12 protein-coding genes are annotated in these 14,578 nt (G+C 68.6%); 9 read left to right on the forward strand and 3 right to left on the reverse strand.

Annotated features, from left to right (window positions below; translation table 11 throughout):
- Positions 1-4: 4 nt before the first annotated feature.
- Genes tssK through tagH form a run of 3 tightly spaced genes read right to left on the reverse strand, consistent with a single transcriptional unit; the run spans position 5 to position 3,363 of the window.
- Entirely contained in the window at positions 5-1,339 is a 1,335-nt protein-coding gene (gene tssK / locus VQ067_RS00635) for a type VI secretion system baseplate subunit TssK (protein WP_004355761.1), read from the reverse strand.
- Between the two features lie 15 nt (positions 1,340-1,354).
- The gene (tssJ, locus tag VQ067_RS00640) at positions 1,355-1,819 is read right to left on the reverse strand and encodes a type VI secretion system lipoprotein TssJ (protein WP_003083660.1); all 465 of its coding nucleotides are present in this window, start codon (positions 1,817-1,819) and stop codon (positions 1,355-1,357) included.
- 44 nt (positions 1,820-1,863) lie between these two features.
- On the reverse strand, positions 1,864-3,363 hold the full coding sequence (gene tagH, locus VQ067_RS00645; protein WP_119564292.1) for a type VI secretion system-associated FHA domain protein TagH: 1,500 nt from the start codon (positions 3,361-3,363) through the stop codon (positions 1,864-1,866).
- Positions 3,364-3,730: 367 nt separating this feature from the next.
- Between tagH and tssA the strand changes: the two genes are divergently transcribed.
- The 9 genes from tssA (at position 3,731) to tssH (ending at position 14,536) form a co-directional block, all read left to right on the forward strand.
- Complete coding sequence (gene tssA / locus VQ067_RS00650) at positions 3,731-4,765, forward strand: type VI secretion system protein TssA (protein WP_033990906.1); 1,035 nt, start codon at positions 3,731-3,733, stop codon at positions 4,763-4,765.
- Between the two features lie 88 nt (positions 4,766-4,853).
- On the forward strand, positions 4,854-5,372 hold the full coding sequence (gene tssB / locus VQ067_RS00655; protein WP_003083666.1) for a type VI secretion system contractile sheath small subunit: 519 nt from the start codon (positions 4,854-4,856) through the stop codon (positions 5,370-5,372).
- A 12-nt stretch (positions 5,373-5,384) separates the two neighbouring features.
- Entirely contained in the window at positions 5,385-6,881 is a 1,497-nt protein-coding gene (gene tssC / locus VQ067_RS00660) for a type VI secretion system contractile sheath large subunit (protein ID WP_003104973.1), read from the forward strand.
- A 75-nt stretch (positions 6,882-6,956) separates the two neighbouring features.
- On the forward strand, positions 6,957-7,445 hold the full coding sequence (hcp, locus tag VQ067_RS00665) for a type VI secretion system receptor/chaperone Hcp (RefSeq protein ID WP_003083670.1): 489 nt from the start codon (positions 6,957-6,959) through the stop codon (positions 7,443-7,445).
- Between the two features lie 167 nt (positions 7,446-7,612).
- On the forward strand, positions 7,613-8,458 hold the full coding sequence (gene tagJ / locus VQ067_RS00670; protein WP_003119488.1) for a type VI secretion system accessory protein TagJ: 846 nt from the start codon (positions 7,613-7,615) through the stop codon (positions 8,456-8,458).
- Position 8,459: 1 nt separating this feature from the next.
- Complete coding sequence (tssE, locus tag VQ067_RS00675; protein ID WP_003111625.1) at positions 8,460-8,969, forward strand: type VI secretion system baseplate subunit TssE; 510 nt, start codon at positions 8,460-8,462, stop codon at positions 8,967-8,969.
- The gene (tssF, locus tag VQ067_RS00680; protein WP_003083676.1) at positions 8,966-10,825 is read left to right on the forward strand and encodes a type VI secretion system baseplate subunit TssF; all 1,860 of its coding nucleotides are present in this window, start codon (positions 8,966-8,968) and stop codon (positions 10,823-10,825) included. The genes tssE and tssF overlap by 4 nt, the downstream gene beginning before the upstream one ends.
- Positions 10,789-11,835 (forward strand): type VI secretion system baseplate subunit TssG, encoded by a 1,047-nt coding sequence (tssG, locus tag VQ067_RS00685; RefSeq protein ID WP_003083679.1) that lies wholly within the window; start codon positions 10,789-10,791, stop codon positions 11,833-11,835. Before tssF ends, tssG begins: the two co-directional genes overlap by 37 nt.
- Entirely contained in the window at positions 11,828-14,536 is a 2,709-nt protein-coding gene (tssH, locus tag VQ067_RS00690; protein ID WP_031693485.1) for a type VI secretion system ATPase TssH, read from the forward strand. The genes tssG and tssH overlap by 8 nt, the downstream gene beginning before the upstream one ends.
- The last annotated feature ends 42 nt before the right edge of the window (positions 14,537-14,578 follow it).

The raw sequence follows: 14,578 nt of genomic DNA on the forward strand, positions 1-14,578 counted from the left end.
TTGCTTATCCTCGAATGGCCCAGAAGGCCAGGTTCAGCCCGGGGAACTGGCCGGCGATGTGGAAGGCGAAGCCGCCGGAATGCGTCAGCTGCTTCCAATGCGCGCTGCCGCGGTCCAGTTCGAAATAGGTGGAGCCGGCGTGGTAGGGGATCTGCCGCGGCGCCACCGGCATCGGCAGCAGGCCGATACCCGGCAGTTGCAGGTTGACCAGGTCGCGGATGTGCTCCACCGAGCCGACCTTGGCCTGCTGCGGGAAGTGCCCGCGCAGGCTCTCGCCGGGGACGTCGGCGCGCACCACCAGGACGAAGCTGGCGTTGTCGATCAGGCTGCGGTCGCTGAGCATCGCGACGTGCACGCCGTAGGCCTTCTCGACGATCGGGATGGCGATCGCCTTGGCGTCGATCACCGTCGCCAGCGCCTGGCGCAGGGCGAGCATCACCGGGGCGAAGCTGGCGGCCAGGTCGTCGTGGTTGTACACCGGGTACTCCTCGGGACGCCGCTGGCTGGCGGTGAAGGTGCAGAACTCGCCGGCCAGGGCCACCAGTTCGCGGTACAGCTCCTGCGGGTGCAGCGGGCGCACGCGGGACAGGTGACCGGTGAGGGCCTCGGCGCGGTTGACCAGTTGCAGCAGCAGGAAGTCGGCGATTTCCGAGGCGCCCCCGGCGCTGGAGGCCACCACCCGCCCGGCGAGGGCTTCGCCGCGCTGGTGGAGCAGGCCCAGCAGCTCCTTGGCGAAGGACGCCAGGGGCGGCGCGGCGGCAATGTCGAGTACCGGCGGCAGGTAGTCCTCGTCCAGGCTCAGGGCCTGGTCCGCGCGCTTCTCGCGGACCCGCGCGACGCCCACCGCGGCGTATTCGCCGAGGCCGTCGCGCTCGGTCAGCAGGCGGAACGCCTGGCTGCCCAGGGCCACCGGCGCGCGGCTCTCGAAGGGGGCATTGTCGTCGCGCACTTCCTGCACCTGGCTGACGTAGCGGGCGCCGCCGAGGGCCTCGCCCTCCTCTACCGTGTCGCGGGTGCCGACCCGCTTCAGCGGCAGGCCGAGGTAGACGATGCCATCGCGCAGGCTTTCCTCGACATTCAGCGGCGCCGGCGCCGGATCGTCGGCGGGGATGTTGAACGGCGTACCATCCGGCAGCACGCCGCGGGCGCTGACGATGGCCAGCTTGCCCTGGGTCAGCAGGGCATCGTCCAGCTTCAGCTCGGAAAAGCCCCAGCCGCCCGCCAGGAGCGAGCGGCAGCGGCCATCCACCAGGGTTTCCAGGTAGCGGTCGTGCTGCTGGAAATGCTGTGGCCGCAGGAACATGCCTTCGGACCACACCACGCGGTTATTCCAGGACATAGGGACTCCGAAGGTTCAGGGCGCGGGACGCGCGACGATGCCGATGGCCTGCGCGCCGAGCGTGATGTCGAGATGGCTGGTGCGTTGCCCCGGCACGTCGAGGACCTGGCGCCAGGTGGCGCGGTCGAGGTCGCGGTAGGCGGCGACGAAGCCGAGCTGGCGGGTCTGCTCGTCGAGCGTGCGTTCGATGCGCCGTTCCTCGCCCGGACGCAGGAGGAACTCGTCCTGCTCCACCAGGTCGCCGCCGAGGGTCGACTGGGCGTTGTCGGTGAGGGCGAAGTAGTCGGCGCGGCCGAACGCGGTGTCTTTCTTCAGCTCGTACAGCCGCAGGCGCAGCGGCGCCGCCTGGCCGGCGGCGGACGGGTTGAGGTTCGGTGCGGCGTGGAGCCAGATCACCACCCGGGTCGGCGGGGTTTCCGGCGGGCTGGACGAACAGGCGGCGAGCAGCAGCCCGAACAGCGCGACGATCAGTTTCTGCATGGTGTCGTCCTCATTGACGTTGTTTCTCCTGGTGTTCGTTGGCGTCAGGAACGCCGTAGTCGAGCGCTGTGTTCCTCATAGGCGCGGCTGAATTCGCGGCCGAAAAGCTCCTGGAAGTCGTCCTCCGCCTCGCGCAGGATCTTCGCGTACAGCTCGGTGAAACTGTCCCAGTTCTGTGCCTGGCGGGCTCCCGGCAGCAGGCCGGAAAGCCCGGCCGGCTTGCCGAAGCGGGCTTCCAGCGCGGCCGGTTCGAAGCGCGCCAGCAGGTGGCGGATGGCGGCCTGCACGCCGGCCATCACCGCCAGCTGGTGCGCCTTGAGGTCTTCGAAGCTGTCGGCCACCGCGCGATCCGGCGCCATGAACGCCTGGTTGTCGCGGCGCAGCAGGAGCAGCATGGCTTCGTCGACGTTCGGCGCGAACTTCAGCGGGTTGTTCTGCACCGGCTGGATCATGGTCTGCGCCATGCGGAACTCGCCCTTCAGGCTGGCCCGCGCGCGCAGCACGTCCACCAGTCCTTCCACCAGGCCGCGATAGCTGCGGCCGATGGCTTCCATCTGCGCTTCGGCGCCGGCCGGGTCGACCTTCAACTGGGTCATGCCGGCGCCGCGCAGGAACGCCTGCAGCAGGTCGCCGCCGGCCGTCGCGGCGGCGCTTGCCGGCGGCGTCGGCGCCGCCACGCTCGCTGGCTGTGGCTGTGGCTGTGGCTGTGGCTGTGGCTGTGGCTGTGGCTGTGGCTGTGGCTGTGGCTGTGGCTGTTGGGTGATCCCTGGGTCGGCGAAGGGCATCGCCAGCGGCGTCGGTTCGGCCGTCGGCAGCGGTTGGGCGACGGGCGTGGCGCTTGGCGCGGGCGTGTTGCCGAGCAGTTCGGCGAACGGGTCCCAGTCGGCCGGAATCAGCGGTGCGCCGCCAGCGGGCGGTGGCGCCGGGGTGGTCGCGGGGGGCGGCGGGATCACCGGTTCCGGCGGGCGGAAGTCGTGCTGTTCGGCCGGTACATGGTCCGGACGCGGCGCCGCGCCGGGCGGCGGCGGGGTGAGGAAGTCGAACAGGTCGGGCTTGGTGTCCAGCGGCGAGCCGCCCTGGAAATGCGCCGTCACCGCGGGGTGCGGGGTGGGCGCCGGTTCGGCGAAGGCAGGCGCCGATCCGGCGGCCTGCCGGCTCATCAGGGCGTCGAAGCTGGTGAACGGATCGGTCTGCGGATTGCCGCTGCCGGGCAGGGCGATGTCATGGCCGAGCTGAACGAGGATGTCGTATTCGCCGAGGCGGACGGTCTCGCCGTCCTGCAGCGGCTCGCTGTTGCCGCGGCGCAGGCGGTGCCCGGCATTGACCAGCAGCACGCCGTTGGTGCTGGTGTCGGTGAGGTAGTACACCCCGTCGCGGTTGAGGATGGTGCAGTGGCGGCTGGAGACCAGGCGCTCCGGGTCCGGCAGGACCCAGTCGTTGTCCGGGCCCCGACCGATGGTCAGCTGTCCCTGGTCCAGTACCTTTTCCGAACACTGACCGGGGGTCAGCTTGTGGTAGCTGGTGATGGTCAATCGCAGCGGCATTGCTACTCCTTGCATTGCCAGCGCCCGGCTCTTCCAGGCGCTCACCCCCGTGCCCGAGGGATTTCGGTTCGCATCCAGGCTGGCCCGACGGCTTTCCGGCGTTTCGTCGCCTCGGGAAGACACATCGGGTGGTACCGGATTATAAAAGACTAATCCTACGTCTTTTAAAGATTTGTCCGATCTGCGGTGTCATGCAACTAGTGGCGTTGTGCCTTCCTTGACAAGCCTTGCGGCATGCCACAAGAATTTTGCCAACCTTTCGAGTCATCCGATATTCATCAATGGCTCCTACAAGATCCGACGGAGTGGATCTTACAAGCGAAGGTGAGGGCCGCGCAGCGGCTCCGATGATAGGGAGATCGTCACCGTGCTGGATGTACCCGTTTTGCTGGCTGCCGTGTCCCCGGACTCGCCCTGTGGCGACGATCTGGAGTACGACGCCGCGTTCCTCGAACTCGAACGCATCGCCCAGGGCCAACCCGAGCGCCAGATGGGCGATGCCGTGCTGCCCGCCGAACCGCCGGAGTGGCCGCGCGTACGCGCGCTGGCCAGCGAGCTGTTCGGCCGTAGCAAGGACCTGCGGGTAGCCAACCTGCTGCTGCAGAGCAACGTCGCCCTCGACGGCCTGGGCGGGCTCGCCGAAGGCCTGCTGCTGGTCCGCGAGCTGCTCGGCCAGTACTGGGACGGCGTCTATCCGTTGCTCGACGCCGATGACGACAACGACCCCACCTTCCGTATCAACGCCCTCACCGGCCTGGTCGCCGAACCGCTGCTGCAACTGGTCTGGGCGATCCCGCTGGTGCGCTCGCGGGCGTTCGGCCCGGTCAACCTGCGCGCCGCGCTGAACGCCGCCGGGCTGCAACGCTTCGCCAGCGAGACCCTGAGTCCCGAGCAGATCGCCGGCGCCTTCGCCGATGCCGACGCCGATGCGCTGGCCGCCACCCGGCGCGCCCTGGATGGCGCCCAGGAACATGCCCTGGCCATCGAGAGCGGCGTCGCCGAACGGGTCGGCTCGGCCCAGGGCCTCGACCTCGGTCCCCTTCGTCAACTGCTGCGCCAGGCCCTCCAGGTGTTCGACCTGTACGGCCCGCAGGGCGCCGGCGAGCCCTTGGCGCCGGGCGCCGAAGCGGCCACCGGCGAGCAGGGGGGCGCCGCGCCTGTCGCAGCCGTCGCCGCGCCGGCACCGCGTGCCAGCGGCGAGATCGCCAACCGCGAAGACGTCCTGCGCCAGCTCGATCGCCTGCTCGAGTATTACGTTCGCCACGAGCCGTCGAGCCCGGTGCCGGTGCTGCTCAAGCGCGCCAAGACACTGGTGACGGCCGACTTCGCCGAAATCGTGAGGAATCTCATCCCCGATGGGATTTCCCAGTTCGAAACCCTGCGAGGCCCGGAAAGCGAGTAACGCCTAGCGGCCGTCCGGGCCAACGCTGCAAGCCGCCGGGGCGATTCCGACGGCGCTAACAACCGCCGTCGCGCGAGGGAGAAACAAGATGGGAAGCACTACCAGCAGTCAGAAGTTCATCGCCAGGAACCGGGCGCCACGCGTGCAGATCGAGTACGACGTGGAGCTGTACGGTGCCGAGAAGAAGGTCCAGCTGCCCTTCGTCATGGGCGTCATGGCCGACCTCGCCGGCAAGCCCGCCGAACCCCAGGCGGCGGTCGCCGACCGCAAGTTCCTGGAGATCGACGTGGACAACTTCGATGCCCGGCTGAAGGCGATGAAGCCGCGGGTGGCCTTCAACGTACCGAACGTGCTGACCGGCGAAGGCAACCTGAGCCTGGACATCACCTTCGAGAGCATGGACGACTTCAGCCCCGCCGCGGTGGCGCGCAAGGTCGATTCGCTGAACAAGCTGCTCGAGGCGCGTACCCAACTGGCCAACCTGCTGACCTACATGGACGGCAAGACCGGCGCCGAGGAAATGATCATGAAGGCGATCAAGGACCCGGCCCTGCTTCAGGCCCTGGCCAGCGCGCCGAAGCCCAAAGACGACGAGCCGCAGGCGTAAGAGGATTCCAGCATGGCCGAATTGAGCACCGAGAACCTGGCCCAGGGCCAGACCACCACCGAGCAGACCAGCGAGTTCGCCAGCCTGCTGCTGCAGGAGTTCAAGCCCAAGACCGAGCGCGCCCGCGAAGCGGTGGAGACCGCCGTGCGGACCCTCGCCGAGCACGCCCTGGAGCAGACCAGCCTGATCTCCAACGACGCGATCAAGTCGATCGAGTCGATCATCGCGGCGATCGACGCCAAGCTCACCGCCCAGGTCAACCTGATCATGCACCACGCCGACTTCCAGCAACTGGAAAGCGCCTGGCGCGGCCTGCACTACCTGGTCAACAACACCGAGACCGACGAGCAACTGAAGATCCGTGTGCTGAACATCTCCAAGCCGGAGCTGCACAAGACCCTGAAGAAATTCAAGGGCACCACCTGGGACCAGAGCCCGATCTTCAAGAAGCTCTACGAAGAGGAATACGGCCAGTTCGGCGGCGAGCCCTATGGCTGCCTGGTCGGCGACTACTACTTCGACCAGTCGCCGCCGGACGTCGAGCTGCTCGGCGAGATGGCGAAGATCTCCGCCGCCATGCACGCGCCGTTCATCTCCGCCGCCTCGCCGACGGTGATGGGCATGGGTTCCTGGCAGGAGCTGTCCAACCCGCGCGACCTGACCAAGATCTTCACCACCCCGGAATACGCCGGCTGGCGTTCGCTGCGCGAGTCCGAGGACTCCCGCTACATCGGCCTGACCATGCCGCGCTTCCTGGCGCGCCTGCCCTACGGGGCGAAGACCGATCCGGTGGAAGAGTTCGCCTTCGAGGAAGAAACCGACGGCGCCGACAGCAGCAAGTACGCCTGGGCCAACTCGGCCTACGCGATGGCGGTCAACATCAACCGCTCCTTCAAGCTCTACGGCTGGTGCTCGCGGATCCGCGGCGTCGAGTCCGGCGGCGAGGTGCAGGGCCTGCCGGCGCACACCTTCCCCACCGACGACGGCGGCGTGGACATGAAGTGCCCGACCGAGATCGCCATTTCCGACCGCCGCGAGGCGGAGCTGGCGAAGAACGGCTTCATGCCGCTGCTGCACAAGAAGAACACCGACTTCGCCGCCTTCATCGGCGCGCAGTCGCTGCAGAAACCCGCCGAGTACGACGATCCGGACGCCACCGCCAACGCCAACCTGGCGGCGCGCCTGCCCTACCTGTTCGCCACCTGCCGCTTCGCCCATTACCTGAAGTGCATCGTTCGCGACAAGATCGGTTCCTTCAAGGAGAAGGACGAGATGCAGCGCTGGCTGCAGGACTGGATCCTCAACTACGTCGACGGCGACCCGGCCCACTCCACCGAGACCACCAAGGCCCAGCACCCGCTGGCGGCGGCCGAAGTGGTGGTGGAGGAAGTCGAAGGCAATCCGGGTTACTACAACTCGAAGTTCTTCCTTCGCCCGCACTACCAGCTCGAGGGACTGACGGTATCGCTACGCCTGGTATCCAAGCTGCCTTCGGCCAAAGAGGCCTGAGGCATTCAACGACAGCGCCTGCCATGGTGGCGGGCGCTTGCATAGCGTAGTGGCGCGAGCCACACGGGAGGAAAGATGGCTGTTGATATGTTCATCAAGATCGGCGACGTCAAGGGTGAGTCCAAGGACAAGACTCATGCCGAGGAAATCGACGTGCTGGCATGGAGCTGGGGCATGTCCCAGTCCGGGTCGATGCACATGGGCGGTGGCGGCGGCGCCGGCAAGGTCAACGTGCAGGACCTGTCGTTCACCAAGTACATCGACAAGTCCACGCCCAACCTGATGATGGCCTGCTCCAGCGGCAAGCACTATCCGCAGGCGAAGCTGACCATCCGCAAGGCCGGCGGCGAGAACCAGGTCGAGTACCTGATCATCACCCTGAAGGAAGTCCTGGTGTCCTCGGTGAGCACCGGCGGCAGCGGTGGCGAGGATCGCCTGACCGAGAACGTGACCCTGAACTTCGCCCAGGTCCAGGTCGACTACCAGCCGCAGAAGGCGGATGGCGCGAAGGACGGCGGTCCGGTCAAGTACGGCTGGAACATCCGCCAGAACGTGCAGGCCTGATGAGCCGGCTGCCGGTCATGGCGTGGCCAGGCCATGCCGTGGCCGGTGCGAGCGCCCGCCATGCCGGGTGCCGAAGGCGCGCGCGGCGCGCCGCGGACCTCGTCCGCCCGACCTCCTGCCGGAGGTACTGAATTCCACCGGGTCGTCCGTCGCGTCCGCCGGGCGCCATGGCCGACCCTTCATTCGCATCCGGGCGCCTGGGCTCCCGGCTACAGGGAAGTATCGCGATGATCGCCGAAGAACTGTTGCGCGCCGGGCGCCTGGACGATGCCTTGAAAGCCTTGCAGGAACAGGTGCGCAGCCAGCCGTCGAACGCCACCCTGCGGATCTTCCTGTTCCAGCTGCTGGCCGTGATGGGCCAGTGGGCGCGGGCGCAGAACCAGCTCAAGGTGGTCGGCGAACTGGATGCCTCGGCGCTGCCGATGGTACAGACCTACTCCACCGCCATCGACTGCGAGGCGCTGCGCCGCGAGGTGTTCGCCGGGCGCCTGACGCCGGTGATCCTCGGCCAGCCGGCGGAATGGATCGCGCCGCTGTTGCAGGCCCTGAGCCTGGACGCCGAAGGCCATGGCGAGGCCGCCCAGGCCCTGCGCGAGCAGGCCTTCGACGCCGCGCCGGCGGTGCCCGGGCGGATCGGCGAAGCGCCGTTCGCCTGGCTGGCAGATGCCGACACGCGCCTCGGCCCGGTGCTCGAGGTAATCGTCAACGGTCGCTATGCCTGGTTGCCGATGAGCAACCTGCGCAGCCTCAAGGTCGAGGCGCCGAGCGACCTGCGCGACCTGGTCTGGCTGCCGGCCGAACTGACCCTGGCCAACGGCGGCGCCACCGTCGCGCTGCTGCCGGCGCGCTACGCGGAAACCGTCGAGCACGGCGACGACGCCGCGCGCCTGGGGCGCAAGACCGAATGGCTGGACAGCGGCCTGCCGGTCGGCCAGCGGCTGTTCGTCACCGATGCCGGCGAGACCGCGCTGTTCGACCTGCGTGAGCTGGACTTCGAGCCGACGGACGCCTGACATGGCCGAACTGACCCTCCAGGAGCGCCTGCAGCCGTCGCTGCTCGACCGCCTCACCGACGACGAGCCGGGCAACCTCAAGGAAGCCGCGGAGCGCCGGGTGCTGACCCTGAGCCAGCTGAAGGCCTCGGTGCTGCGCGACCTGGCGTGGCTGTTCAACACCACTTCGCTGTTCGACCACGGCCCCGCCGCACGGATGCCGGCCGGCAACTCGGTGCTCAACTACGGGCTGCCGGCGCTGGCCGGGCACACCGCGTCGAGCGTCGACGTGCATGCCATCGAGGCGCTGCTCACCGAGACCATCGCCACCTTCGAGCCGCGCATCATCCGTTCTTCGTTGCGGGTGCGCGCGCAACTGCTGCCCGGCGAGATGGACCACAACGCCCTGAGCTTCGAGATCGAGGGTGACCTCTGGGCCGAACCGGCGCCGCTGCGCCTGCTGCTGACCACCAACCTGGACCTGGAGACCGGCCACGTGCGCGTCGCCCAGGGCGAGCGGAGGCGTACATGAACCCGCGCCTGCTCGAGTACTACAACCAGGAATTGCAACACATCCGCGAAAGCGCCGCGGAGTTCGCCGAGGAGTTCCCGAAGATCGCCGGGCGCCTGTCGCTGTCCGGCTTCGAGTGCGCCGACCCCTACGTCGAGCGCCTGCTGGAAGGTTTCGCCTATCTCACCGCGCGGGTCCAGCTGAAGCTCGACGCGGAGTACCCGACCTTCACCCACAACCTGCTGGAAATCGCCTACCCGCACTACCTGGCGCCGACTCCGTCGATGACCGTGGTGCAGCTGCGCCCGGACCCCAACGAAGGCGCCCTGAGCAGCGGCTTCAGCGTCGAGCGCGGGGCCTCCCTGCGCGGCCAGCTCGGCCCCGATGACCAGACCGCCTGCGAATACCGCACCGCCCACCCGGTGACCCTGTGGCCGTTGGAAGTGGCCCAGGCCGACTACTTCGGCAATCCCGCCGCGGTGCTCGGCCGCCTCGCCGCCAGCGAGCCGCGGGCCAAGGCCGGCCTGCGCATCCGCCTGCGCAGCGGCGCCGGTATCCCGTTCGACAGCCTGTCGCTGGACGCCCTGCCGCTCTACCTGCACGGCGCCGACGAACAACCCTACCGCCTCTACGAACAATTGCTCGGCAACGCCTGCGCGGTGTTCGTCCGCGCCCCGGACAATGCCTGGGTCGAACGCCTGCCGACGAGCAGCCTGCGTGCGCGTGGCTTCGACGACGAGGACGCGCTGCTGCCGGTGGTGCCGCGGGCGTTCCAGGGTTACCGCCTGCTGCAGGAATACTTTGCCCTGCCGGCGCGCTTCCTGTTCGTCGAGTTCTCCGGCCTGAACCGCGCCCTGCGTCGATGCCACGGCGAGGAGCTGGAACTGGTCGTGCTGTTCGGCAAGCACGACCAGCGCCTGGAGGGCACGGTGGACGCGGAGCAACTGGTGCCGTTCTGCACCCCGGCGATCAACCTGTTCCCGCGCCGCTGCGACCGCATCCACCTGTCCGACCGGGTCAACGAGCATCACGTGATCGTCGACCGCACCCGTCCGCTGGATTTCGAGGTGCATTCGCTGCAACAGGTGAGCGGCCACGGCAGCGGTCCGGAGCAACCCTTCCAACCGTTCTACGCGGTGCGCGACCCGGCGCGCTACGGCCGCGAGCAGGCCTACTTCAGCGTGCGCCGCGAACCGCGCGTGCTGTCCAGCAAGCAGCGGCGCAAGGGCCCGCGCTCGACCTACGTCGGCAGCGAGACCTTCGTCGCCCTGGTCGACGCCAACCAGGCGCCCTATCGCCACGACCTGCGCCAGCTCGGCATCGCCGCGCTGTGCACCAACCGCGACCTGCCGCTGTTCATGCCGATCGGCGCGCACAAGAGCGACTTCACCCTGGAGGACAGCGCCCCGGTCATGCAGGTGCGCTGCCTCGCCGGACCGAGCCGGCCGCGCGCCAGCCGTGCCCACGATGCCAGCGCCTGGCGGCTGATCAGCCAGCTGTCGCTGAACTACCTGTCGCTGGCCGAGCGCGGCCAGGGCGCCGCCGCCCTGCGCGAGCTGCTGCGGCTCTACGGCGACAGCGGCGATCCGGCGCTGCAACTGCAGATCGAGGGCCTGCGCGAGGTCAGCAGCAAGCCTTGCACGCGGCGCCTGCCGATGCCCGGGCCGATCGTCTTCGGCCGTGGCCTGGAGATCACCCTGGACTTCGACGAGAACGCGTTCCGCGGCACCGGGGTGTTCCTCCTCGGCGCCGTGTTCGAGCGCTTCCTGGCACGCTACGTGTCGATCAACAGCTTTACCGAGACGGTGCTGCGCACCGGCGAACGGGGCGAGGTGATGAGATGGCAGGCGAAGCCGGGCAGCCGTCCGAACCTCTGAACCTGCTCGCCGGGATGGCGGCGGCGCCCTGGGACTACGACTTCTTCCAGGCGCTGCGGCGCATCGAGTGCGAGTCGCCGCAACTGCCGCGCCTCGGTCATTCGGTGCGGCTGGCGGACGATCCGCTGCGCCTCGGGCAGAAGCCCGACTGTACCTTCGCGCCTTCGACCCTGGCCTCGGTGAGCCACACCGGCACCGCCGCGACGCCGCGCCTGGACCAGTTCTTCTTCGGCCTCACCGGCCCCAACGGGCCGCTGCCGCTGCACCTCACCGAATACGCCCGGGAACGCCAGCGCAACGTCAACGACGCGACCTTCAAGCGCTTCATGGACGTCTTCCACCACCGCCTGCTGACCCTGTTCTACCGGGCCTGGGCGGAGGCGCGGCCGGAGATCAGCCACGACCGGATCGACGACGACTACTGGTCGGCGCGTCTCGCCGCGCTCTCCGGGCGCGGTATGCCGAGCCTGCGGGGGCGCGAGCCGCTGGCGGACACCGCACGCTACTACTACACCGGCCACCTCGCCGCGCAGACCCGCTACCCGGACGGCCTGCGGGTGATCCTCGCGGAGTATTTCGAGGTCCCGGTGGCGGTCGAGGAATACGTCGGCCAATGGCTGGAGCTGCCCGAGCGCAGCCGCCTCGGCGTCGACTCGACGAGCCTGGGCATGGACGTCTGCCTGGGCACCCACGTCTGGGACCGCCAGCACAAGTTCCGCCTGCGCCTGGGGCCGCTGGACCTCGATCAATACCAGCGCTTCCTGCCCGACGGCGACCACTTCGTCGAGCTGGCCGCCTGGGTCGCCGAATACCTGGGCGAGGAGCTGGACTGGGACGTCAACCTGGTCCTGCAACGCCACGAAGTACCCCCGCTCGGCCTGCAGGGCGGCGGGCGGCTCGGTTTCAACACCTGGCTGGGCGATCCCGGCCAGGACGCCAGGGATCTACTGCTGGCCCGCCAGTACGCCACTGCGCGGCCGCACGAGCACAAGGAGAAGGAACATGAGTGAGATCAGTCGCGTTGCGCTGTTCGGCAAGCTGAACAGCCTGGCCTACAAGGCCATCGAGGCCGCCACGGTATTCTGCAAGCTGCGCGGCAATCCCTATGTCGAGCTGGTGCACTGGTTCCACCAGATCCTCCAGTTGCCGGACTCGGACCTGCACCAGATCGTCCGCCAGTCCGGGATCGACCCGGCGCGCCTGGCCAAGGACCTGACCGAGGCCCTCGACCGCCTGCCGCGCGGCTCGACCTCGATCACCGACCTGTCCTCCCATGTCGAGGAAGCGGTGGAGCGCGGCTGGGTCTATGGCAGCCTGATGTTCGGCGAGAGCCAGGTGCGCACCGGCTACCTGGTGATCGGCATCCTCAAGACGCCGAGCCTGCGCCATGCCCTCACCGGGCTGTCGGCGGAATTCGCCAAGCTCAAGGTCGAGGCGCTCACCGAGCGCTTCGACGAGTACGTCGGCGCCTCGCCGGAGAACGGCCTGTCGGCCAGCGACGGCTTCAACGCCGGCGCCGCCCCGGGCGAGGCCAGCGGCGCCCTGGCGCCGAGCGCGATGGGCAAGCAGGAGGCGCTCAAGCGCTTTACCGTGGACCTCACCGAGCAGGCCCGCAGCGGCAAGCTCGACCCCATCGTCGGGCGTGACGAGGAGATCCGCCAGTTGGTGGACATCCTCATGCGCCGCCGGCAGAACAACCCGATCCTCACCGGCGAGGCCGGCGTCGGCAAGACCGCGGTGGTGGAAGGCTTCGCCCTGCGCATCGTCGCCGGCGACGTCCCGCCGGCGCTGAAGGACGTCGAACTGCGCGCCCTCGACGTCGGCCTGCTGCAGGCCGGGGCGAGCATGAAGGGCGAGTTCGAGCAGCGCCTGCGCCAGGTGATCGAAGACGTGCAGAGTTCCGAGAAGCCGATCATCCTGTTCATCGACGAAGCCCACACCCTGGTCGGCGCCGGCGGCGCGGCCGGCACCGGCGACGCCGCCAACCTGCTCAAGCCGGCCCTGGCGCGCGGCACCCTGCGCACCGTGGCGGCGACCACCTGGGCCGAGTACAAGAAGCACATCGAGAAGGACCCGGCGCTGACCCGGCGTTTCCAGGTGGTGCAGGTGGACGAGCCGTCCGAGCATAAGGCCATCCTGATGATGCGCGGCGTCGCGTCGACCATGGAGAAGCACCACCAGGTGCAGATCCTCGACGAGGCGCTGGAGGCGGCGGTCCGGCTGTCGCACCGCTACATCCCGGCGCGCCAACTGCCGGACAAGTCGGTGAGCCTGCTGGATACCGCCTGCGCGCGCACCGCCATCAGCCTGCACGCGGTGCCGGCCGAGGTCGACGATAGCCGCCGGCGCATCGAGGCGCTGGAAACCGAGCTGGCGATCATCCGCCGCGAGAGCGCCATCGGCGTCGCCACCGCCGAACGCCAGCGCAACGCCGAGACCCTGCTGGCCGAGGAGCGCGAGCGCCTGGCCGCCCTGGAGCAGCGCTGGGCCGAGGAAAAACGCCTGGTCGACGAACTGCTGGAGACCCGCGCCCGTCTGCGCGCCGCCGCCGAAGCGGTGGACGCCGGCGGCGCGCCGCTGGGCGAAGGCGAGGCGCGTCTCGACGAGGAACAGCGCCAGGCGCTGCATGCGCGGCTGGCCGAACTGCAGGCGCAACTGAGCGCGTTGCAGGGCGAAGAGCCGCTGATCCTGCCGACCGTGGACTACCAGGCGGTGGCCTCGGTGGTCGCCGACTGGACCGGCATCCCGGTCGGCCGCATGGCGCGCAACGAGATCGACACCGTGCTCAACCTCGACCGGCACCTGAAGAAGCGCATCATCGGCCAGGACCACGCGCTGGAGATGATCGCCAAGCGCATCCAGACTTCCCGCGCCGGCCTCGACAACCCGAGCAAGCCGATCGGCGTGTTCATGCTCGCCGGCACCTCCGGGGTGGGCAAGACCGAGACCGCGCTGGCGCTGGCCGAGGCCATGTACGGCGGCGAGCAGAATGTCATCACCATCAACATGAGCGAGTTCCAGGAAGCCCACACCGTCTCCACCCTCAAGGGCGCCCCGCCCGGCTACATCGGCTACGGCGAGGGTGGCGTGCTGACCGAGGCGGTGCGTCGCAAGCCCTACAGCGTGGTGCTGCTGGATGAAGTGGAGAAGGCCCACCCGGATGTCCACGAGATCTTCTTCCAGGTCTTCGACAAGGGCGTGATGGAGGACGGCGAAGGCCGGGTGATCGACTTCAAGAACACCCTGATCCTGCTCACCACCAACGCCGGCACCGAGATGATCGCCAGCCTCTGCGCCGACCCGGAACTGATGCCCGAGCCGGAAGCCATCGCCAAGTCGCTGCGCGAGCCGCTGCTGAAGATCTTCCCGCCGGCGCTGCTCGGCCGCCTGGTGACCATCCCCTACTACCCGCTCAGCGACGACATGCTCAAGGCCATTTCGCGCCTGCAACTGGGGCGGATCAAGAAGCGCGTGGAGGCGACCCACAAGGTGCCGTTCGAGTTCGACGAGGGCGTCGTCGAGCTGATCGTCTCGCGCTGCACCGAGACCGAGAGCGGCGGCCGGATGATCGACGCGATCCTCACCAACACGCTGTTGCCGGACATGAGCCGCGAGTTCCTCACCCGCATGCTCGAAGGCAAGCCGTTGGCCGGGGTACGTATCAGTAGCCGCGACAACCAGTTCCACTACGACTTCGCCGAGGCCGAGTGACAACCGGCGACACGCAGAGCAGTAGAAGGAACCGTCGATGGG

This window comes from Pseudomonas sp. KBN12P06040 (assembly GCF_037574965.1).
Taxonomy (GTDB): domain Bacteria; phylum Pseudomonadota; class Gammaproteobacteria; order Pseudomonadales; family Pseudomonadaceae; genus Pseudomonas; species Pseudomonas aeruginosa.

What these genes read in the sequence shown, in the direction of transcription:
- tagJ (WP_003119488.1), top strand. Translation starts at nt 7,613, where the DNA reads ATGGCCGACCCTTCATTCGCATCCGGGCGCCTGGGCTCCCGGCTACAG.
- tssG (WP_003083679.1), top strand. Translation starts at nt 10,789, where the DNA reads ATGGCAGGCGAAGCCGGGCAGCCGTCCGAACCTCTGAACCTGCTCGCC.
- tssH (WP_031693485.1), top strand. Translation starts at nt 11,828, where the DNA reads ATGAGTGAGATCAGTCGCGTTGCGCTGTTCGGCAAGCTGAACAGCCTG.
- tssK (WP_004355761.1), bottom strand. Translation starts at nt 1,339, where the DNA reads ATGTCCTGGAATAACCGCGTGGTGTGGTCCGAAGGCATGTTCCTGCGG.
- tssB (WP_003083666.1), top strand. Translation starts at nt 4,854, where the DNA reads ATGGGAAGCACTACCAGCAGTCAGAAGTTCATCGCCAGGAACCGGGCG.
- hcp (WP_003083670.1), top strand. Translation starts at nt 6,957, where the DNA reads ATGGCTGTTGATATGTTCATCAAGATCGGCGACGTCAAGGGTGAGTCC.
- tssC (WP_003104973.1), top strand. Translation starts at nt 5,385, where the DNA reads ATGGCCGAATTGAGCACCGAGAACCTGGCCCAGGGCCAGACCACCACC.
- tssJ (WP_003083660.1), bottom strand. Translation starts at nt 1,819, where the DNA reads ATGCAGAAACTGATCGTCGCGCTGTTCGGGCTGCTGCTCGCCGCCTGT.
- tssE (WP_003111625.1), top strand. Translation starts at nt 8,460, where the DNA reads ATGGCCGAACTGACCCTCCAGGAGCGCCTGCAGCCGTCGCTGCTCGAC.
- tssF (WP_003083676.1), top strand. Translation starts at nt 8,966, where the DNA reads ATGAACCCGCGCCTGCTCGAGTACTACAACCAGGAATTGCAACACATC.
- tagH (WP_119564292.1), bottom strand. Translation starts at nt 3,363, where the DNA reads ATGCCGCTGCGATTGACCATCACCAGCTACCACAAGCTGACCCCCGGT.